Origin of the sequence: Paenibacillus urinalis, from assembly GCF_028747985.1 — a bacterium.
GTDB classification, from domain to species: domain Bacteria; phylum Bacillota; class Bacilli; order Paenibacillales; family Paenibacillaceae; genus Paenibacillus; species Paenibacillus urinalis.
Window position 1 is genome coordinate 5,111,431 of the sequence record NZ_CP118108.1, and the last position, 20,740, is coordinate 5,132,170.

Below are 20,740 nucleotides of genomic sequence, written 5' to 3' on the forward strand. Positions count from 1 at the left end.
GAATTAAAAGACACCGTACCTCTTGAGAGGAGAACTCCTGCTCATTCAAGAGAGTACGGTGTCTTTTTGCTAGATGAATCTATTTCATAATTTTCTAAGCTGACAGCAATCTACATTAATCAGCCTACCTCTGTAAACTGGCTGTTATATAGCTCTGCATAGAATCCATTAGCCATAAGCAGTTCCTCATGGGTTCCTTTTTCAATTACATCCCCATGGTTCATGACGAGAATGACGTCTGCATCCCGAATTGTTGACAGTCTGTGGGCAATCACAAAGCTGGTGCGATCCTTCATCAGCTCATTCATCGCCTGCTGAATCAAGGTCTCAGTCCGGGTGTCAACCGAGCTTGTCGCTTCATCGAGAATAAGGATGGAAGGATTGGCAAGAATAGCACGAGCAATCGTTAACAGCTGCTTCTGGCCTTGTGAGATATTAGATGCCTCTTCATTAAGAACCGTTTGATACCCATCTGGCAGTGTACGGATAAAATGATCCGCTCTAGCTGCAACTGCGGCTTGCCGAACCTCTGTCTCCGAAGCCGCCTCACGGCCGTATGCAATGTTGTCATAGATTGTACCGTTGAACAGCCATGTATCCTGCAGCACCATGCCGAACATGCTCCGCAGTCTGCTTCGCGGCATATCCGTAATATCTACACCATCAATTCGAATCGTGCCGCCTTGTACTTCGTAGAAGCGCATGAGCAGGTTAATAAGTGTTGTCTTGCCTGCCCCTGTCGGTCCTACGATGGCCACCGTCTGTCCCGGCTTCACATCGACATTCATATCAGTGATGAGCGGCTTGTCCTCGCTGTAGCCAAATTTTACATGCTCGAAGGTTACTGCACCCTGCACCTTGCTTGAAATACGGGCTGTATCCTGTTCAGGCACTTCTTCTGTTTCATCCAGCAGCTCGAACACACGCTCGGCCGAAGCCACCGTGGATTGGATGACATTCGCAATGTTAGCCAGCTGATTGATCGGCTGAGAGAACTGACGTGAATATTGAATAAACGCCAGGATACTTCCGACATCCAGTGACCGTGTCGATACGAGAATTCCCCCAACCACACAGATCAGCACATAGCCAATATTCCCGATGAACATCATGAGCGGCATGATCAGACCCGAAATAAACTGGGCCTTCCAGCCGGTCTCATAGAGCTCCTCATTGATCTTGTCAAAATTGCGGATCGACTGCTCTTCACGTCCAAATGCCTTAATGACATTATGCCCGGTGTACATCTCTTCAACATGACCATTCAGCTCGCCGAGTCTCTTCTGCTGGCCCACAAAATATCCCTGTGAACGGGAAGCGACTATGGCCACCACAATTAAGCTGAGCGGCAGCGTAAGCACTGTAATCAGTGTCAACAATGGACTGATCGTAAGCATCATGATGATGACACCGACCAATGTTACAAACGAGGTAATGAACTGCGCGAGACTCTGCTGCAGCGTATTGCTGATATTATCTACATCATTCGTAGCCCGGCTGAGGATTTCCCCGTGTGTTCTTCCATCAAAATATTTGAGCGGAAGCCGTGACAGCTTGTCGTTAATCTGCTCCCGCATCTCAAATACAACACGCTGTGAGACACCGGCCATGAGATACTGCTGTATATAAGCAAACAGAGAGCTCAATAGATACAGGGCACCAAGCCACATCAGAATTCTGGCAATCTCTACAAAATCAATGACCGCATTCGGATCAAACAGCGGCTCGGATAAAATATTTGTCGCCACCGCCATTAATTTAGGTGAAACAATCGTGAACACCGTGCTCAGAATAGCCATAATAAACACAACGATCAATATTGTGTTTTGCGGCTTCAGATAACGAACCAGCCTCTTCATCGTGCCTTTGAAATCCTTGGCCTTCTCAACCGGCCCACGGCCGGGATGGCCCCCTGGATGCTTCGGCCCTGCCGTACTGGACGGGTTCTGCGAAGCTTTATTTTTACGACTCATGCAATCTCCTCCTCTGACAGCTGTGAGGACACAATTTCTCGGTATACCTCACTATTTCGGAGCAGCTCGTCGTGAGTTCCACTGCCTACGATTACGCCTTCATCCATAACAAGAATCCGATCCGCATCTCTTACCGTGCTTACACGCTGGGCTACGATAATCACCGTTGAGTTGACGGTTTCGTCAACAAGAGCAGCTCTAAGCTTGGCATCCGTCTTGTAATCCAGAGCGGAGAAGCTGTCATCAAATACATAGATCTCCGGTCTGCGGACCAAGGCTCTCGCAATAGACAGTCGCTGCTTCTGTCCGCCTGATACATTGCTGCCTCCCTGCGAGATCATGCTCTCATATCCTTCCTCCATCCCGCTGATAAACTCAGCGGCCTGAGCGACCTCTGCAGCATGCCTTATCTCCTCCTCGGTTGCATCCTCCTTGCCGTAACGGATGTTGTCTGCGATGGTACCCGTGAATAGTACGGCTTTCTGCGGGACATATCCGATCTTCGAGCGCAGCTCTTGCTGAGAAATATCTTTTACATCGATGCCATTCACGCGAACACTGCCTTCGGTGACATCATAGAAGCGCGGGATCAACGCAAGCAGTGTTGATTTGCCCGACCCTGTTCCACCGATAATGGCAGTAATCTCTCCCGGCTGTGCCGTGAAGCTGATATCCTTAAGCGCATATTCCTCGGCGCCCGGATATTTGAACGACACATTATCAAATTCAAGTGTTCCATGCAGCTGACCAGCCGGCTTGGACACTTCAGGATCTGCAAGCTCCGGCTTCATTGTCAGCACTTCATTGATCCGAGCCGCAGAAGCTGCTGCCCGGGGCAGCATGACGAAGATGATCGACACCATCAGCAGAGAGAACATGATCTGCATGGCATATTGAATAAACGCCATCATATTCCCCACCTGGATCTCTCCCGTGTTGATCCGAAGACCGCCGAACCAAATAATAGCGATGACAGAGAAGTTCATCACCAGCATCATAACCGGCATCATGAAGGCCATAATCTTGTTCACCTTGATTGCGGTATCTGTGAGGTCACCATTCGCCTCGGTGAAGCGCACCTTCTCGTACCCGGTACGATTGAATGAACGGATGACTCGAATGCCTGTCAACTGCTCGCGCAGAACGAGATTCAGACGATCCAGCTTCTTCTGAATGGCCTTAAAGAGCGGCAGCCCCTTGAAGGCAATCAGCGCAATAGCTCCTGCAAGGATCGGAAGCGATACTACAAGAACAAGAGACAGCTTGGCATCTTGGGATATGGCCATTATAAGACCACCTATAAACATCAGCGGTGCACTGATCATCATCCGCAGCATCATCAGCAGCACGTTCTGAACCTGAGTAATATCATTCGTCGTTCTGGTGATGAGCGAAGCTGTTCCCACCTGGTCAAACTCGTGAAGAGAGAAATTCTCTACATGTCTAAACAATCGGCTGCGAAGATCACGTGCAAATTTGCCAGTAACCTGGGAGGACAGGAAGCTCACAAGAATCGAGCATACTGTACCGAGCAGAGCGACAATGAGCATTACACCGCCAATACTCCATATGTAAGAAACGTCCCCCTCTGGTATTCCAAAATTGACGATATCAGACATTAATGTAGGCAAGAATAAATCAGATAACGATTGCAGCAGAAGTAAAAAAACGACGAGCGCTACACCCGCCTTATACGGATTCAGCATCCGCAGCAGTTTCATCATGTGTGATCACTTCCTTTTGTTGAAAATCTATCTTTGCAGTGCGGGTCAGTGCTTATCCGCTTCTGTTCCTTATACTCGTACACACGAGTCAGTAATTTCGCTAATTGAGCACTATCCTCTTCACCTAGATATTCAATCATTTCCTTCATATTGCTAATGAGCTCGCGGTGAACGCCGCGGACTGCCTCTCGTCCGGCTTCAGTGATGGTAATCCGCATCACTCTGCGATCCGTCTCGTCCATTCTTCTCTCGACTAAACCCTGCTCCTCCAGCCCTTGAATGACAGGAGTAATGGTCGGCGCCTTGACCCGCATAATATCACTGATCTCGGATATCTTAAGCCCTTCAAGCTGATCCTTGGTCGTTGGACCATTCTCTTGAAATTCTGTAATCATCCGCCCGACCACAGCAGGATCGTGCTTCTCAGGCGTTTCCTTCCCTCGGATTAACGTAACCAGCAGCACAATCTCGCTCGGATTGCGGCCTTCCGTCTTAGGCTGCTTCCAATTGCTGCGGTTAAATCTCATAAATGCAAAGAGCAGATTCTGTGCTAGTATATCCTTCTCTTTCAATGCCTCACCCACTTTTTTTATTTGAACAAGATTCATAACGAAATTGCGGTGCAACGAATTAATTAGGTCTCCTAATTAATTATAAATCCATGCAGATTATATGCTTTTGCACTCCTAAGTGTCAAACCGGAACCTTGCAGAATTTTGCAAATCCATAATTTATATATTGGCTGTTCTTGGGCCTTCACATTCTCTTTATTCCATATAAAAAAGACGACCGTGACTCTATAGCCACAGCCGTCCATCCACAGAACTGTTATCCTTGCATCTATTCCATGCTCAGCTCATTACGATTCAGCATTAATAACTACTCTACTATACCTTGCTATACGCACTCTCAAAGTTAAAATAAGTCCGTGCATTCTCGTAGGATATGCCCTGCACGATACGGCCGAGCAGCTCAAGGTCATGCGGCGCCTCTCCGTTCTCTACCCATTCTCCAAGCAGATTGCACAGCAAGCGGCGGAAGTACTCATGCCGTGTGTAGGACAAGAAGCTTCTTGAATCGGTCAGCATGCCGACAAACCGGCTGAGCAGACCGACGTTGGACAATGCCTTCATCTGAGCGAGCATGCCGTCCTTCGTATCGTTGAACCACCATGCCGCACCGAGCTGGATTTTGCCAGGAATACCGTCACCCTGGAAGCTGCCAGCGATCGCAGCCAGCACTTCATTGTCTCGAGGATTGAGCGAATACAGGATCGTTCTTGGCAGCGCATCTTCACTAGCCAGTCCATCCAACAGCTTCACCAGCGGACCGGCAAGCGGGCTGTCATTCACGGAATCATAGCCGGTATCCGGGCCAAGCAGTCCGAGCATACGTGAGTTGTTGTTTCTTGCTGCATTGATATGGTATTGCATCGCCCAGCCGCGTGCCGCATACAGCTTGCCGAGGAAGATCAGTGTGTAGGTCTTATACTTCTGCTCCTCCAGCAGACTAGCCTTCTCGCCATTTAACACCTTGGCGAAGATGCCTGCTGCTTCCTCGCGGGTTACTTCCGCATACGGTACATAATCGAGCGCATGGTCGGACACACGTCCTCCAACAGAATGGAAGTAATCCACCCTTGCCTCCAGCACCTCAAGAAACGTATCGTAGCTCGTAATCGAACGTCCGGCGGTCTGCTCCAAGCGGGAGAGCCACTCGCCGAACCCTTCGCGGTTAATTTCAAGACCCTTATCAGGACGGAATGAAGGCAGCACCGCGGTATCAAAACCATTCAGATCCCGAATCGCGGTATGATATTCCAGTGTATCCGCAGGATCATCTGTCGTGCAGACTACGGTTACTTTAGATTTCGTAATCAAGTCGCGAGCACCAAAGCCTTCACCATTCAGTTTGGCATTTACTTTCTCCCAGATGACCGGCGCGTTCTTCTCATTAATCAGCTCATATACACCGAAGAAACGCTGCAGCTCCAGGTGTGACCACGCATATACCGGATTGCCGATCGTCATCGGCACGGTTCTTGCCCAAGCGAGGAACCGATCGTAATCGCTGACTCCCTCGCCTCCTGTTACATACTTCTCTTCAACGCCGTTTGCCCGCATCAGCCGCCATTTGTAATGATCGCCGTACAGCCAGGCTTCGGTTACATTGCGAAACGTTTTATTCTCATAAATCTCCTTGGGACTCAGGTGGCAGTGATAATCAATAATCGGCATATCCTTTGCATACTTCTCGTACAGCTCAATCGCTGTATCATTCGTAAGTAGAAATTGTTCATCCAAAAAAGACTTCATCTTCCTTACCCACTCCCTTTAGGTTGATTTTGGTTCGTTCAGGTTTATTTCTGATCTCAAACTCTAAGCTACACCCTTTCCCAAGAAAGTTCAACAATAAAATGAGAACGCTAACAAAAATGTTTGCTGAATGGACATGTGCGTACACTCACTGACATTTTTCGTGAGTTCATGCAATGTAAATGACTGTTGACTGACATCTCGGCATTGTGATGAACCGGAGAATTGAATAGAGAATTTGGATCAGGGAGGGCTTCTGGTGGCGAGAGTTATTTCTAATATACAAGTGAATGATCACATTGGTCTTCTGGAGGTGGAAGCCGCAAGCGGCGGAGCACCAGGACAATTCTATATGCTGCGCGCTTGGAATGCAGGGCCGCTGCTTCCGAGAGCGATCAGCATTTTTGATGTGAAGGAGCATTCTATACAATTTCTATACCAGGTGGTGGGGGAAGGTACTCGGCAGCTGTATCGTCTGCGGCAAGGGGAAGAAATTCAGATCACCGGACCTTTCGGTAACGGATTTCCCCAGCTGACTGGACGAGTAGCGCTTGTCGGCGGCGGCATTGGAGTCGCTCCCTTTTATTATGCTGCCAGGCAATACAAGAGTGCCGACCTCTACCTCGGCTTCAGTGAGCAACCCTATCTGGTTGAAGAATTCAGCAGGATGGCCTCCTCTGTCAAGGTTGATGTCGGAGGAAGCATCCTCGGCTGTCTGGTGTTCTCAGACTACGATCTTGTGATCGCCTGTGGACCGTCAGGCATGCTGAAGGCGGTACAAATGAAGCAAGCCGCAGAGGGTAGTCGTACGAACGTCTATATATCGGTAGAAAATAAAATGGCCTGTGCAGTAGGCGCCTGCCTCGCATGCAGTATCCAGCATCACTCCGGCAGAGTTCAGACCTGTACAGACGGTCCTGTATTCCGGGCGGAGGAGGTAACTCTCCTATGATGAATCTATCCTGCTGTATTGCCGGCGTTCACTTCAAGAATCCAGTCATTATGGCCTCCGGAACCTTCGGATTTGGCCGTGAATATAACGGCATCTACGATATCAGTCAATTGGGTGGATTCGTTGGCAAGGGTCTTACCTTGCATCCTAGAGCAGGCAATGATGGAGAGCGGATCATAGAGACCTCTTCTGGCATGATGAACAGTATCGGGCTCGCGAACCCGGGGATTGATGCTTTTCTGGCGAAGGAATCTCCCTTCTGGCAAACACTCGATACCGTTCGCATTGTGAATTTGGGGGGAGGATCCCTGCAGGAATATACAGATGGTGCTGCTCAAATCGAAGCGCATGAAGAGAGACTCAGCCGCTCAACCGGGGGTAGAAGCTCCATCGATATGATCGAGCTGAACATCTCCTGCCCTAACGTCAAGGAAGGTGGAATGGCCTTCGGTATCAACACAGAGGCCGCAAGAAGCGTTATTTCTTCGGTACGTGAAGCCACCCGTCTGCCACTCATCGTCAAGCTATCACCGGGTGCCGAGAATCTGGTAGAGATGGCACAAATGTGCGAGCAGGAGGGGCGGATGCAATTTCTCTGATCAACACCATCTCTGCGATGAGGATTAACATCCGTGAGCGGAGAAGCGTATTTAAGCAGGGCTATGCCGGATTGTCTGGTCCTGCCATCAAGCCGATCGCCCTTCGTATGGTTCATCAGACCGCTCATGCTGTCCGTATACCGGTCATCGGAATGGGCGGGATCATGAGCACTGATGACATGATTGAATTTATTATGGCTGGTGCGGCAGCAGTCCAGATCGGGACAGCGAACTTTGTGAATCACCAAGCAGGTCCTGAGCTGATCAGGGGACTATCCGAATGGATGACCCGAGAGGGCGTATACACCCTGGATGAGATCCGCGGTATCGTGTAATTTGATCCAACTTTTTCTGAATTTTAACGTTCTTCTATATTGGGAACGGTATAATTGAGAAAAACGAAAATGAGGTGTATCGGACAAATGCAAATTACTTTTCTGGGGACGGGAGATATGTTCAGCTTCGAACAAGACCACAATAGCGCGATGCTCCTGTATAATGACACTCGGCTCATTATTGACTTTCCCGAGTCGAACGCGAAAGTGCTGTATAAGATGGGAATCAAGCTGGATGAGATCAAGGATGTGTTTATAACCCATCTGCACGATGATCACATCAACGGCCTGCAGCAGCTCGGTTATTACGCGCAAGTATTTGGTAAGCAGAAGCCTAGGCTCTACATCCACGAGGATTTAATGGAGCCGCTCTGGCGCTCGCTTGAGCCTGGGATGCGTTATACCGTACAGGGTGAACGCACCCTGGAAGATTATTTCGAGCTGGTTCCGCTGCAGGAACAGAAGCCCTTCAGCATTGGAGGCGTTACATATGAGCTTACACTGACGAATCATGTACCCGGCATGCTGAGCTGTGGATTGTATGCACCTGGACTATTCTATTACAGCGGTGATGCAACGATGGATTCCGATCTGCTTGAGCGCATTGCTGATGATGTCCAGGTTATTTTCTATGAATGCCATCTGCAGAACGTGACCATCTCATCGCACACCCATTTGGACGATATTAAGTCCTTACCGCTGCCCATCCAGACTAAAATCCAGCTCATGCACTACCATGACGGTTATGCGTCACCAGACGCCCGTGAACAATTCAACAAGGGTGCCTTATCCAAGCTCGTAGAGCCGCTGGAGGTGATCAGACTGCATGAATAACAATGCGGAGGAGCATTCAGTTAATAAGAAGCATACTTCAACAGACCTTTTATCCAGAAACTCATTCTATGTTGTTATGATCGTTATTCTTTTGGTCATTCTCACTGTAGGTATCCTCATGAGCTCTCTTGGAATAAGTATTGAAGTCGTTATTAATGCCGTCATCAGCTGTGTTGAGTGGATGACGAAATTCATCTTGCCCTGGATCTTCCTCTTCTACTTCATCAAGCTCGTCCACAGCTATACTAGATCGAAGCAGGGTTAACCTGCTTGTACTCCCTCCACTCTTCAGGCAGCAAGGAACGGTAAGGCTCCTGTGCAAAGCGATCATCGATCAGCACGAGCACACCCTCGTCCTCCTCCGTACGGATGAGTCTCCCGCCTGCCTGAAGCACTTTGTTCATTCCCGGAAAAACATAAGCGTAATTAAATCCGTTCCGCCCCGTCTGATTAAAGTAATCCCGCAGCATATTGTTCTCCAGTCCAATCTGAGGCAGGCCTGTACCCACGACGATTACACCGTTCAGCCTGTCACCGGGAAGATCCACCCCTTCGGAGAATACGCCCCCGAGCACCGCAAACCCCAGCCGCGTGCGCTCAGGATTCGGCTGGAAGCCGGATAGGAAGGCATCCCTCTCCTCCTCACTCATGGAAGACTGCTGTATGATGGCATCTACACCCTTGCCTTCATCCTGAGTATAGACTTCATATACTTCCTGCATATAGGAATAAGAAGGGAAAAAGACGAGCAGGTTGGTCCCCGGCCGCTCCTCTGCGACCCGCTGCAACAGTCTTGCGACGGCTCCCTTCGACCTCTCCCGGTCGTTGTATCTGACCGACAGCGGTACCAGCCGCACATCAAGCTGTTCCTTGCTGAACGGCGAAGGAATGCTGAGCGTATAATCCTCTTCGCCAGCACCCAGCATATCCCGGTAATAATTCATCGGAGACAGTGTGGCAGAGAAATGAATGATAGACCGGTAGCCTTTGCCAGCCTGCCGTAGCAGCTCCGAAGGATCGAGACAATACAGCTTGATTCGGAAGTCACTGCGGATGATCTCCGCATATGTCAGGTAGTGATCATCGTATAGCTTGGCCATTCGAATAAAGTTCTGGGCCGCAAAATATGTGCCGAGCAGCTCTTCCTGCGCCTCAAGACTGACCCGGTCTGCAGAAGAGCCGGAGACCAGCTCAATTTCTGCTGTCTCTACGAACTTTTCCAGCCGCTTGATCAGCTCTTCCGGCAGCTCAGACTGAATGATCCGCCCCTCGCTGTTGCAGTTGTTCTTGACTGCGTACAGGAACGAGTTAACCTCTCCGGCCGTTCGGGATACCCCTTCATTAGCCGTCTTGTACTCATCCTTGATCCCGAGAAAGACGGATTTGACGAGCTCCGCCGAGAACATATTCCGGCCTCGATCGACCAGATTGTGAGCCTCATCGACCAGCACAGCCGTCTTCTTCTTCTGATCCTCAAACAATCGCTTCAAGGACACTCGCGGATCAAAAATATAATTATAATCACATACGACCGCATCCGCCGCGTAAGCAATGTCGAGCGAATACTCGAATGGGCAGACCTGGTGCTTGCGTGCGTACGCTTCAATGACCGGCCTAGTCATGATCGTCTCGTGCTTCATAATATCCAGAACTGCCCCGTTGATCCGGTCGTAATATCCTTCGCACATCCTGCACTGCCCGGCATCACATGCTTCCTCTTCCTTGAAGCAGATTTTGTCCTTGGCGGTGATTGTCACCGAGTTCATATACAGCCCCTGTGCCTGCATTCGCGCAAAGGCTTCCTCCGCCGTTGCCCGGGTCGTTGTCCGCGCCGTCAAATAGAAGATTTTGCTGATATGTCCTGCTCCGACTGCCTTGACAGCCGGGAATAAAGTCGACATCGTCTTGCCAATTCCTGTCGGCGCCTTCGCCATCAGCCCGGCACCCTCGGAGATGGTTTTGAATACGGCACCTGCCAGCTTGCGTTGTCCCGCACGGTAAGAAGGAAAAGGAAAGCCAAGCGCTTCAATGGACGGCTGGCGCTTCTCTTCATGCTCCCTCAACATCTCCGCATAAGGTGCATAAGCTTCAACAATTTCACGTGCAAAGACCTCAAGCTCTTCTATAGAGTGGGTAACCAGCATTCTCTTCTGCTCACCACTGCCTGTCCGTACATAGGTCAGCTGGATCTGCATGCCTGAGAGTCCCTCTGCCTTGGCATACATATATGCATACATTTTACCCTGTGCCCAGTGAACCGGAAGCCCGTCCCCCAAGTCCTCCAGCGGAGCTGCTGTCGACTTGATCTCATCAATCGTCCATGCCCCGTCCAGCTGAATAAGTCCATCGCATCTCCCTTCCACCTTGAATAGAAGATCTCCGCAGGGGATCTCGCCCTTGAGAAACACTTCTTTTTGATCCGTATCTGCATAGGTCTTTTGAATGCTCTGATGAATCCGGGTCCCTTCGTGCATCGTCGCATTCGTCCGGAATCCCCCCGTAATGCTGCCGCTTCGATATACATACTCCACCAAAGGTCTGACGGATATTGAAATTTCATATGGCATGCTTTTCACCCGTTCCTGTTCATTTTCGTCTTCTCACTGTAACAAAATGGAGGTGAAGATACCAGTTCTCTAAGCGCTTATCGGTGTCCGTAAAAGAACTACAATAACCCCTCTTACGACCACTTGAATGAAAGCAGCCAGAGAGGGGTTTCTATGAACAATTCATATGAATCTCTTTAAATTCGGTTTATTTCTTCGTTTCCTTATAAGGCACGTAATCTGGATAGTCGGTAATAATTCCGTCTACCCCCAGATCAAGCAGATAGTCTGCTTCCTCACGGCTGCGCAGTGTCCAAGCATAAATCTTCATGCCTCTGGCATGGATTTGACGAACGAGTGAATGCTCTACAGCATAGATATGCGGATTCACATACGAAGCATAGGCTCGGTATTCATCCAGCTTGTCGTTATCCAAATCTGCAGGATCCTCGATCAGCACACTGGTCGGAACGGTAGGCAGCATGTCATGGAATGTCGCCATGGATTCATGGTTAAAGGACTGAACGATCACCTGCCCGGGCCCCATTTTGTCATATCCGTACTTGATCAAGGAGTCCGCCACTTGTCTCTCGATGCCGGGATACATCTCGGGTGCCTTCAATTCTATGAGAAACCCGATATTCTTACCTCTGTAATGCGCCAGAACCTCTTCAAAAGTAGGAATCTGCTGGCTGCTATACTCTCCTCCGAACCAGCTTCCTGCATCCAGGCTTCTCAGCTCCTCCAGCGTATGCATTCTGACTTCTCCCGTCCCGCTTGTCGTCCGATCCAATGTGAGATCATGAATGACGACGAGCTCTCCATCCAGGCTCCGCTGCACATCCAGCTCGATCATACTTGACTGCATTCGGTATGCTAATTCAAAAGCAGCCATCGTATTCTCCGGCGCGTACCCCGCTGCTCCCCGATGAGCAACAACTACCGGATCAGCCGAGTTGGCAGCGGCAATATGATCTGTATCTCCACCAATTCCGATGATGGAAGCGATAAGCAAAGTTCTCAAGGTTTTGACCACGCCCGACTCACCTCTCCTTTTTTTACCTCAACATAACAGGAGAATGTAAAGACCTATCATCATCTGCTGTATATGAATGTAAAGATTTTGAGTTTACTGTTATATACCCGATTTCAATTCATAATACCCGCAGCGTTATTGTTTCCATTGATCTGTTTAGTTAATAGAGGAGAGAATGAGTTATGCTATATTGATATTGAACATGTTAAATAACAGGAGGTCTGAGCGATGTATCTATATTTTTTGTCATCACCAATATCGGATGCACTTAAGGAGCACCCTTATTTCACACTTCAGAATGATGAAGACACACGTTATGTGATCGAACTGGATGCTATGGTCGACAACGACCCGGCCATTCCTGCCTATGAAGCGATTGATGCAAGCGGAAGCCTTACGGGGAGTAAGTTCATTGTCATGAACAACATTCCAGTCACAGACGATGGAAGAGAAGCATTTGAAGCCAGATTTATGAACCGTGCTCGAAAAGTAGAGGACGAGCCGGGCTTTGCAGGTATTCGCGTGCTTCGCCCACTGAACAGCGATACGTACGTCATCCTTACCGCATGGGATTCCAAAGCAAGCTTTGAGGCTTGGCAGCAATCTCAGGCCTTTGCCCATGCGCATCAGCTTGAACAAGGTCACCTACCTTCAGATCCGGAATGCGGGATGCTTTCGTTACCAAAAGCTCCGTATCATTCTCGTCTTTACCCTTTACCTCGTGTCCATTGATGCTGGTGATTGTGACAAGCTCCATGATGAATAATTCCTCCTTTAATGGGTTGGGTTGTTTAGGCGCTAAAATGCAAAAAGCACCTCACAAACCGACCATCTGTAAGCACACGAATACCGTGTGAATTTACATTGGTCACCTTGTGAGGTGCATTCTGCGTCAGAAAGCTTTCCTGCGCCTGCGGGAAAGAAGATAACAGGGAATAAAATAAGGTATGAAGTCATTATATCATACGATTAACAGTTTACAAAAATAAAAACGGAGCTCCACATTAAAGAGGAACTCCGTTTCGTCGCTATTTAAGTCTGACTCATTTTCGTTTATTGGACCCAACCTTGATAACACCCATCCCGTCAGTATTTTTTGGAATGGTTCCCATTTTTACAATCCGGCGACCAGGGGCCGACCGTAAATGTACTCGTACCGTCTTCATTTTCTTGGCCCGATCCCGCAGATGCCCGACATAAATTTGATTCGGATCTTGCGGATTATATTTTCGTTTCATTGACCGTTCAAATTCATCAACTAACGTTGCAAAATCGCTTACGTTTGGCTCAAGTCCAAACAAACGCTTCATGTCCCTGTAGTGACGAAAGAAAACTTCCTTCGCTTCATCACCAGGATAACCAATCTTCTGAAGTTCATTAATGACGGCTCCTGCATAGTGTTTATTCATCACTCGCCGGCTTGTCATCTGGGTCATAAAATGTCCACTCCTCTCGATTAAGAATTCCGGAAAAAAGCTCCACGTTAAACTTATAGTATCCTTCAACCGTTAGCATTTTATTCAAACGCTCATCGAAGAAGACAATTTGATCGCCAAGCTCGAGCCCGAATAACCTTTTTCCGTTCTCGTCTCGGGTGATCTGATCTGCAAACCAGAGGACATCCTCTGGAATATTTTTAGATCTTCCGGACATCTTAAATTCAAGTAGGACCGGTCCTGTATCATTGTCAGCCATTGAACCACAGACAATTTGTGGGTGAGGATGTCCGAAATCCTCTAAGCACGTACAATGATCTAAGGAACTCTCGAGGCGATGGGATAGGAGAAATTTAATCCAGTCCATTCCTTCTCCGCGAAAATCAAGAACCGATATATCGTCATTATAACGATTCGGATGCAAACGAATTTTTACAACGGCAGGAATTTCATCCGTATTAATCTCTTCCCCACGTTTAATTTTTTTGGAGAGCTTATTAAAGTGCCACTTCATAGCCTGATTGAGATCCAATGTAGTGTAGAAACCTGTACCGAAATCCCGGTCCCGGCTCTTTCTCAGAAATTGAAAATTAATGAGTTGCCGCTTTAAACTGGGTATAGCTCCCATTGTGGTGCCGTGATAAACCACGTCAGGGAGTCTTAATGAGGTAATGTAATTGGCCATATAATCCTCCACTGCTATTATAACATAATTGGAACAATTCGTCCGTACGTAACCAACTGACGTCAGTGTCAAGCTAGCGTGGGCAGTCATTTAAGATGCCTGGAACGCGAACCCCGAAGGAACCTCTTCCTTGTAAGCGCTTTGCTTCGTTCTTTCATCAAATACAAGTGATTTGTCAGAATTTTTTGCCGTTATCCGCGAAGTGCTTTGAGTGCCATACCCGTTGTGCTGCTTTGCTTCGGTCCTTGCAGCATGCGAATCATTCCAGCGATACAACCCTTGACCGGTTGCGTCACGTTCTTTAGCAATTGCCGCATGTTTATCGGCTGCTGCGGCGTTGCCTGCTTACTCGCTTGTCCTTCAACCGTTCTTACCACCGTGCCCGCTTCTTGAATCCTCATCATCGTCCTCAGCATCGCCCTGACGCCTTGCTCACTCCAACTGTACCCGCCACGCTTCGTCCGCCTGGCGAATATACGCATCTGCGATTCCGCGCTTCCCATCGGGCGCATGCCGCTTGTGTCGATCCCCTTCGCCTGGAGTGTTTTTCGGTAGTCGTCCAAATGCTTCTCGTGCCGCTTCAGAAAGCTTTTATACGGCTTCCAATCCTTCCGCTTCTCTTCCGCTATCTCTTGCTCCGACACGCCTTCCAAGGCCGCCATAAGCGCGGCTGCGTCCTGTTTGGCCAGCGACCGTCTCACGGTCTCCCATACCTTTGGCAAATGTCCGACAAACCGTTTCAAATCACGCGCCACATGAAAGCGATCCAGCATATACAGGCATTGGTGGAAGTAGGATGTACATTCCCCGATCCACGCCGCGCCGTCTCCGTTCACCACAAGCCACGTGTTCTCGTCGATTTCGTAACGCTCCACCAGAAAGTCCCCGAACCCTTCCCAGAAGTCGCCGCCGCTCGTATGCAGGTAATGCTGTTTATTTTTCAGCTCCACCCGCTTGCCGTTCTTCTCCCAGCCTTCGTGTACGACCGCGATTGCGTTCTCCATCCCGCGCTTCTTGCTCCGCTGCAGCTTCGTGTATAGCCCATCCACTTCCACGAACAATACTCGCGCTGGGCGTCGCTTCACCTCAGACATCGGCTGTTCCGCACGCTCCATCAGTTTTTCCCTGATCGCTTGATGGCTTAGCACATTGTATCCCAGCAGCTGCTCCAGCCGCTTAGCGCTGTCCCGGTACGACGGTCCTTGGCTTGCGAATGCGATTGCTGTCTCCTCCAAATGCGGACTGACTTTCCCGCGCCCTTCGAATTGCAACAGCTGATCCAGCAGATACACGTGTTTTCCGCTTCTACGATCACAATACAATCTCCGCTTGAAGCGCACGTTCCCGAACACCGTGTTGACGCTTGTTTCACGCTCGTCCTTTACTCGATAACGCTCTCGGTCCCGTTGCTCCAGGATCTGCTGATCCAGCGCCTCCAGCACCTGCTTCATCGCACGAGCGAATTCCTCCTGCATTTTCCGGAAAATCCATTGCTCAATCTCTTTCATCGTCGGCATTGTTGTGGTAAAGTGGCTCACAGGAGCTTCCTCCTTCTTGGTGTGTTGTGCGCAAACATCACTTTACCAAGGGAGAAGCTCTTTTTCTATATCCGCTTTTTCCAATTCCTACACCCACGGAGATTTTACACTAACCCCTTGATTAAGAAACCATCATCACCGTACGATCACAAATCGCATCAACGTCCTGGTGGTCGTGACTTACGAACAAACAGGTCATCTCCGCTTTTCTCAGGATATCTCTAAGCTCGCTGCGGATAGAGACTTTAAGGTCTGTATCCAGGTTGCTGAACGGTTCATCCATCAGAAGAATGGAAGGACGCGGGGCAAGAGCCCTTGCCAAGGCTACACGCTGCTGCTGGCCCCCGCTTAATTCGTGGGGATAACGCTTCTCAAAGCCTGATAGCTGCACCAGCTCCAGCATTTCTGCAAGCCGCTCTGCACGTTCTTTCTTCGACAGACGATGCAGGCCAAATTCGATGTTGCCTGCTACGGTCATATGCGGAAACAATGCATAATCCTGAAACACCATGCCGACGCCGCGCTTTTCAGGAGGTATGAAGGAGGTATCGTCCACCACGGTACGCCCGGAAATCGCAATGCTTCCGCCGGTTGGCGACTCCAACCCGGCAACAAGCCGCAGCAGCGTACTTTTTCCACTCCCGCTAGGCCCCAAAATCCCGACGATCTCCCCTTTTTCCATATCGAAGGAGAAGCGGTCAATCACTGGCTTCTGTTTGGAGGAATAGGAAAATGAAAGTTTACCAATATTCACGATCTTCATGAATTCAACCTCTTCCCTAATTGATGAAATACGATAACAGAGACCATACTGACACCGATAATAAACAAAGAGGGTATGGAAGCTTCATAGATGCGTTCGTCGCTTGCGTATTGATAGGTCTTGGTCGCCAGCGTTTCAAAGTTAAACGGTCTAAGCAGCAAGGCTAACGGTAATTCTTTCATAATTTCCACGAACGTTAGAATAACGCCGCTGAACAAGGCGCCCTTGATCAGCGGGGCATCCACCTTGAAAAAGGTCTTCGTCATCCCCAGGCCGAGCAGCCTTGAGGCTTCCGTATATTTCATCCCGATCTTCTCAAAACCGGCCTCGACCGCATTGTATCCGGTGGCCATAAAGCGGACCACATAAGCGACAACCAGCATAACCAAGGACATGCTGAGCACAAGCGGCGCTTTCCCCAGGCCCATGCGGGCATATAGCGGGGCCAGCCATTGATCAAGGCCGATAAACAGCGCCAGTACGCCGATGGCAATAATCGCTCCGGGAACGGAATAGCCGGACGTCACCGACCGGGCCAGCACATAGGTCAGCACATTCGATTGCTGACGAACTACATTGGCTGTAATCACCGAGAACACCATAATGATCGCCGTGGCCGTCAAAGCAAGGCCTATCGTGTTATACGTCAATTCGAAAAAAGCCGGGGTAAGCACATCGTCATAGCTCCAGGCGGCCCATACGATCAATTGAATGACAGGGATAAGGAAGGAGCACGCAAACATAAGCCCACAGAACATGAAAGCAGCCGCAGCGCGGATACCTTTCAGCTTCTTGGGTGTAAGCGGTCTTGATTTACTGGTGGAAGCCGCGAAGCTCCGCTGACGGCGGAGCAGCCGTTCCACCACGAATATCCCGACGACCCCCGCCATCAGCCATGCGGCCAAACGGACGGCAGAGTCGACATCGTACATTCCGAACCAGGTCTGAAATATCGCCACGGAGATGGTCTGGATACCGTAATAGCTCGATACGCCATAATCGCTAAGCACTTCGAATACGACAAGTATGACACCGCCGACGATGGCAGGCCGGGAAATCGGCAGCACGATAAAGAGAAATATGGAAAAAGGTTTTCTCCCGAGCAGGGCGGCATTCTCAATATAAGAGCCGCTCTGATGCTCCAGATAGGATCTGGTAATCATGTATACGTATGGAAACAAGAACATCGTAAATATGAAAATGGCGCCTCTCATCGACATGATGCCAAACCACTCCGGGTTTGGCATCACCCCGAATTCATTGCGCAGCGTGGTTTGGACAATGCCGGTATAGCTCAACATCGTGCTGTAGGTGTATGCCGCAATGTACGGAGGAACGGCCAGCGGCAGCACAAGCGCCCAGCGAAAAAAGCGTCTGAGCGGAAAATCATAAGCCGCGATCAGCCAAGCCAACGTTACCCCGAGCAGCACGGTAAACAGACAAGTAAACAACACAAGCCAAACGGTCTGGAACACATAGTCCTGCAGTAAATACTGCTTGATGTGCTGCCAGTTTTCGTTTGGCGGTTGGAACAGCGACACGAATATAGTAAAAATGGGCAGCAGAACGACCACTGCCCCCAGAAGGCTGGCATAAAGCCAGCCGTTTGTATGTTGTTTTATATTGCGTATAGCTGCTCTAAAGCGCATTTTTATTTCCAACCTACTTTATTAGAAATCTCAACAGCCTTTTTATTATGTTCTCCCAGCTTGGCAAAGTCAATTTGCTGGGCCTTAAACTCTCCCCAAGATTTCAGAAGCTCCGGTTTCTCCGCCTTGGGGTTTACCGGGAATTCAAAGTTCTCCTTGGACATCAGTGCCTGCGCTTCCGTATCGGTCAAGAACTCGATCAGCTTCACGGCATTTTCTTTATTTTTGCTGTGCTTTGCAAGACCCACTCCACTGATATTCAGGTGCGTGCCGGTCGTGCTTTGGTTAGGGAAGAACACGCCGAGCTGCTGTGCAACCTTCACTTCTTCCGCATCTTTGGAGTTCAGCATCTGTCCAAAGTAATAAGTGTTCATAATGGCTACATCTCCGGTTCCCGCAGCAATGGCTTTTGCTTGGTCACGGTCCCCGCCTTCCGGCGCACGGCCGAGGTTAGCGACGATGCCTTTAGCCCACTCTTCCGCTTTCTGCTCCCCGTTCAACTCGATCAGGGAAGCAAGCAGCGATTGGTTATACAAGCTTGTGGAGGAACGCACGAGCACTTTTCCTTTCCACTTATCGGTAGCCAAATCTTCGTATGTAGAGAGCTGCTCCGGTTTAACCCGATCTTTGGAGTATACGATCACACGGGCCCGCGTCGACAGACCGATCCACTCGTTGTCTTTATCCCGGAGCTGTGCAGGAACATTAGCCTCAATGACATCCGACTTTACAGGCTGCAGCACTCCGTTCAGCTTGGCGTTATTCAGCACTCCGCCGTCCACTGTGATGAACAAATCGGCGGAAGTGCTCTCTCCCTCACGCTTTAACCGTTCAATCAATTCTTCCGCCTTGCCTTTGACGACATTGACTTTAATACCGGTTTTCTCCGTAAATTGAGCATAAAGAACGTCGTCCACTTCATAATGTCTTGCCGTATAAAGATTGACGACTTGTTCCGTCTTCGATTCGGAAGCTCCGCTATTCGGCTCTTGCGGCTGCGCAGCTTGCTGTCCGCCTTGTGATGCCGTTCCGCATCCTGCCAAAAGCCCGACGCTCAGAATAGCCGCTATTGCGGATGATAAGAATCTCCGGTGTTTCTTCAACATCATTACACTCCCCTTTTTAAAGTTGGTACTGATAATCATTATCATTTGTTTGCAACTTGGATTCTAGCAAGAATAAACCCTACTGTCAACCCATTATTTTATAGTCACCGCAAACGGTTCCATCAAAAGCAGATTTCGGTATGAATACAAAATAAACCCCCACATCGATGTGAGGGTTACGGATGAATTAATAATTTTTCGTCTGCAGCTGGTCCAGGCTCTTGAATTCATATCCTTGCTTCCGGGCATCGTCAATAATTTTGGCTAACGCCTCCGCGTTGTCTTTCGATACAGAGTGAAGCAGGATGACCGCACCGGGATGCAGCTGCGACATGATGCTTTCGTATGCGTAAGCCCATCCTCTTTGCAGCTTCGGATCCCAGTCCTTATAAGCAATCGACCAAAACACGTTGGTATACCCGTATCCTTTGCTGGCCGCAAGCATCCGTTCGCTAAAAACCCCCCGCGGCGGGCGCAAATACGGCATTTCCTTTTGGGAGGTCAGCTCCGCTACTTTCGTTTTGACACGATCCAGTTCTTCCTTCAGCTTCTGGTCGGATACCTGTGTGAGGTCGGGATGGCTCCAGGAATGATTGCCTATGAGGTGGCCCTCCTGCACCATTCGCTTCAACAGCTCGGGCTGGTCTTGAATATAATGTCCCGTCACAAAGAAGATGGCCGGTACCTGCTTCTCCTTGAGTACATCCAAAATCCTGCTCGTATACCCGTTCTCATAGCCGTTGTCAAACGTAAGATAAAGCTCCTTTTGCTTCGTATCGCCCAAAAAAATGGCATCATGCTTCTGGACAATGGACCGGAACCCCTCTTCCTGAATCGATGGAAGCTCATGGTTCCTGCTCTTCTTAAACCCGAAGTGATAAGGTTTGTCCGCATTGGCTTCGGCCGAATGGGGTAAAATCAAACACAAAAGCACAACGAATGCGGCGAGGAAAGAGACATAACGCTTCATGTAACCATTTCACTCCTTAGGCGATGGTTTTTCTTATGCGGTCATCGGCTAAGGGGTAATGTTCCACAAAAAACAGAAAGTTATGTGTTTCCTTGTAGAAGGAAAGATAAGCAGGCCAATGGATATGTTTTCACCTCGCATACCCATCCGTTAACCCTCTTGCTTGGCACTTAAGTCCTGTAAAATTGCAATTATTGACATATGGAAAAATGTAAAGGTGTCGATAACACACCGCCAGACTTGATGCCTTTGTGTACGGGGATTTAACCTATGGGCCTA

Annotated in this window: 17 protein-coding genes and 1 pseudogene; 5 read left to right on the forward strand and 13 right to left on the reverse strand. The window is 49.3% G+C overall.

The annotated features are described in order from the left end of the window. Window positions 1–119 precede the first annotated feature (119 nt). The 4 genes from PUW25_RS23685 to uxaC form a co-directional block, all read right to left on the reverse strand. Window positions 120–1,973: an ABC transporter ATP-binding protein gene (locus PUW25_RS23685; RefSeq protein ID WP_205054540.1), complete on the reverse strand. Its 1,854-nt coding sequence runs from the start codon at window positions 1,971–1,973 to the stop codon at window positions 120–122. Then, on the reverse strand, window positions 1,970–3,697 hold the full coding sequence (locus PUW25_RS23690) for an ABC transporter ATP-binding protein (RefSeq protein ID WP_274337683.1): 1,728 nt from the start codon (window positions 3,695–3,697) through the stop codon (window positions 1,970–1,972). Before PUW25_RS23690 ends, PUW25_RS23685 begins: the two co-directional genes overlap by 4 nt. Continuing rightward, a complete protein-coding gene (locus PUW25_RS23695; RefSeq protein ID WP_052511851.1) occupies window positions 3,694–4,323 on the reverse strand; it encodes a MarR family winged helix-turn-helix transcriptional regulator in 630 nt (209 codons plus the stop codon). The genes PUW25_RS23690 and PUW25_RS23695 overlap by 4 nt, the downstream gene beginning before the upstream one ends. 261 nt (window positions 4,324–4,584) lie before the next feature. Next, window positions 4,585–6,012: a glucuronate isomerase gene (uxaC, locus tag PUW25_RS23700; protein WP_047911306.1), complete on the reverse strand. Its 1,428-nt coding sequence runs from the start codon at window positions 6,010–6,012 to the stop codon at window positions 4,585–4,587. A 259-nt stretch (window positions 6,013–6,271) separates the two neighbouring features. Here uxaC and PUW25_RS23705 point away from each other — a divergent pair, with 259 nt between their 5' ends. From PUW25_RS23705 to PUW25_RS23720, 4 genes and pseudogenes are all read left to right on the forward strand, one after another. Further along, entirely contained in the window at window positions 6,272–6,964 is a 693-nt protein-coding gene (locus PUW25_RS23705; protein ID WP_205054539.1) for a dihydroorotate dehydrogenase electron transfer subunit, read from the forward strand. Next, window positions 6,961–7,898 (forward strand): annotated as a pseudogene (locus PUW25_RS23710) (dihydroorotate dehydrogenase). The gene PUW25_RS23705 and the pseudogene PUW25_RS23710 overlap by 4 nt, the downstream one beginning before the upstream one ends. A gap of 87 nt (window positions 7,899–7,985) precedes the next feature. Beyond that, window positions 7,986–8,732, forward strand: coding sequence for an MBL fold metallo-hydrolase (locus PUW25_RS23715; protein WP_205054538.1), 747 nt, complete (start codon window positions 7,986–7,988; stop codon window positions 8,730–8,732). Beyond that, window positions 8,725–8,997 (forward strand): hypothetical protein, encoded by a 273-nt coding sequence (locus PUW25_RS23720; protein WP_205054537.1) that lies wholly within the window; start codon window positions 8,725–8,727, stop codon window positions 8,995–8,997. Before PUW25_RS23715 ends, PUW25_RS23720 begins: the two co-directional genes overlap by 8 nt. On the opposite strand, the gene PUW25_RS23725 is transcribed toward PUW25_RS23720, so the two are convergent. Then, window positions 8,978–11,299, reverse strand: a complete 2,322-nt coding sequence (locus tag PUW25_RS23725) for an ATP-dependent DNA helicase (protein ID WP_274337684.1) — start codon at window positions 11,297–11,299, stop codon at window positions 8,978–8,980. The genes PUW25_RS23720 and PUW25_RS23725 overlap by 20 nt on opposite strands. 187 nt (window positions 11,300–11,486) lie before the next feature. Continuing rightward, window positions 11,487–12,314, reverse strand: a complete 828-nt coding sequence (locus PUW25_RS23730) for a glycerophosphodiester phosphodiesterase (protein ID WP_274337685.1) — start codon at window positions 12,312–12,314, stop codon at window positions 11,487–11,489. A 228-nt stretch (window positions 12,315–12,542) separates the two neighbouring features. Between PUW25_RS23730 and PUW25_RS23735 the strand changes: the two genes are divergently transcribed. Next, window positions 12,543–13,046, forward strand: coding sequence for an antibiotic biosynthesis monooxygenase family protein (locus tag PUW25_RS23735; RefSeq protein ID WP_274337686.1), 504 nt, complete (start codon window positions 12,543–12,545; stop codon window positions 13,044–13,046). Window positions 13,047–13,357: 311 nt separating this feature from the next. On the opposite strand, the gene PUW25_RS23740 is transcribed toward PUW25_RS23735, so the two are convergent. The 7 genes from PUW25_RS23740 to pdaA form a co-directional block, all read right to left on the reverse strand. Beyond that, window positions 13,358–13,750, reverse strand: coding sequence for a hypothetical protein (locus PUW25_RS23740; protein ID WP_274337687.1), 393 nt, complete (start codon window positions 13,748–13,750; stop codon window positions 13,358–13,360). Then, window positions 13,716–14,435, reverse strand: coding sequence for a DUF3990 domain-containing protein (locus PUW25_RS23745; RefSeq protein WP_274337688.1), 720 nt, complete (start codon window positions 14,433–14,435; stop codon window positions 13,716–13,718). Before PUW25_RS23745 ends, PUW25_RS23740 begins: the two co-directional genes overlap by 35 nt. A 191-nt stretch (window positions 14,436–14,626) precedes the next feature. Next, on the reverse strand, window positions 14,627–15,973 hold the full coding sequence (locus PUW25_RS23750; protein ID WP_074730242.1) for an ISLre2 family transposase: 1,347 nt from the start codon (window positions 15,971–15,973) through the stop codon (window positions 14,627–14,629). Between the two features lie 121 nt (window positions 15,974–16,094). Further along, window positions 16,095–16,736 carry an ABC transporter ATP-binding protein gene (locus tag PUW25_RS23755; protein ID WP_274337689.1) on the reverse strand — a complete coding sequence of 214 codons (642 nt, stop codon included), beginning with the start codon at window positions 16,734–16,736 and terminating at the stop codon, window positions 16,095–16,097. Beyond that, window positions 16,733–18,385: an ABC transporter permease gene (locus tag PUW25_RS23760; RefSeq protein ID WP_274337690.1), complete on the reverse strand. Its 1,653-nt coding sequence runs from the start codon at window positions 18,383–18,385 to the stop codon at window positions 16,733–16,735. Before PUW25_RS23760 ends, PUW25_RS23755 begins: the two co-directional genes overlap by 4 nt. A 2-nt stretch (window positions 18,386–18,387) precedes the next feature. After that, window positions 18,388–19,494: a Fe(3+) ABC transporter substrate-binding protein gene (locus PUW25_RS23765; protein WP_377472887.1), complete on the reverse strand. Its 1,107-nt coding sequence runs from the start codon at window positions 19,492–19,494 to the stop codon at window positions 18,388–18,390. Window positions 19,495–19,678: 184 nt separating this feature from the next. After that, entirely contained in the window at window positions 19,679–20,461 is a 783-nt protein-coding gene (pdaA, locus tag PUW25_RS23770) for a delta-lactam-biosynthetic de-N-acetylase (RefSeq protein WP_274337691.1), read from the reverse strand. Window positions 20,462–20,740 lie beyond the last annotated feature (279 nt).

Excerpts from the sequence above, each read along its gene's own strand:
- PUW25_RS23685 (WP_205054540.1), bottom strand. The coding sequence starts at position 1,973 with ATGAGTCGTAAAAATAAAGCTTCGCAGAACCCGTCCAGTACGGCAGGG.
- PUW25_RS23690 (WP_274337683.1), bottom strand. The coding sequence starts at position 3,697 with ATGATGAAACTGCTGCGGATGCTGAATCCGTATAAGGCGGGTGTAGCG.
- uxaC (WP_047911306.1), bottom strand. The coding sequence starts at position 6,012 with ATGAAGTCTTTTTTGGATGAACAATTTCTACTTACGAATGATACAGCG.
- PUW25_RS23715 (WP_205054538.1), top strand. The coding sequence starts at position 7,986 with ATGCAAATTACTTTTCTGGGGACGGGAGATATGTTCAGCTTCGAACAA.
- PUW25_RS23720 (WP_205054537.1), top strand. The coding sequence starts at position 8,725 with ATGAATAACAATGCGGAGGAGCATTCAGTTAATAAGAAGCATACTTCA.
- PUW25_RS23725 (WP_274337684.1), bottom strand. The coding sequence starts at position 11,299 with ATGCCATATGAAATTTCAATATCCGTCAGACCTTTGGTGGAGTATGTA.
- PUW25_RS23735 (WP_274337686.1), top strand. The coding sequence starts at position 12,543 with ATGTATCTATATTTTTTGTCATCACCAATATCGGATGCACTTAAGGAG.
- PUW25_RS23740 (WP_274337687.1), bottom strand. The coding sequence starts at position 13,750 with ATGACCCAGATGACAAGCCGGCGAGTGATGAATAAACACTATGCAGGA.
- PUW25_RS23745 (WP_274337688.1), bottom strand. The coding sequence starts at position 14,435 with ATGGCCAATTACATTACCTCATTAAGACTCCCTGACGTGGTTTATCAC.
- PUW25_RS23755 (WP_274337689.1), bottom strand. The coding sequence starts at position 16,736 with ATGAAGATCGTGAATATTGGTAAACTTTCATTTTCCTATTCCTCCAAA.
- PUW25_RS23760 (WP_274337690.1), bottom strand. The coding sequence starts at position 18,385 with ATGCGCTTTAGAGCAGCTATACGCAATATAAAACAACATACAAACGGC.
- PUW25_RS23765 (WP_377472887.1), bottom strand. The coding sequence starts at position 19,494 with ATGATGTTGAAGAAACACCGGAGATTCTTATCATCCGCAATAGCGGCT.
- pdaA (WP_274337691.1), bottom strand. The coding sequence starts at position 20,461 with ATGAAGCGTTATGTCTCTTTCCTCGCCGCATTCGTTGTGCTTTTGTGT.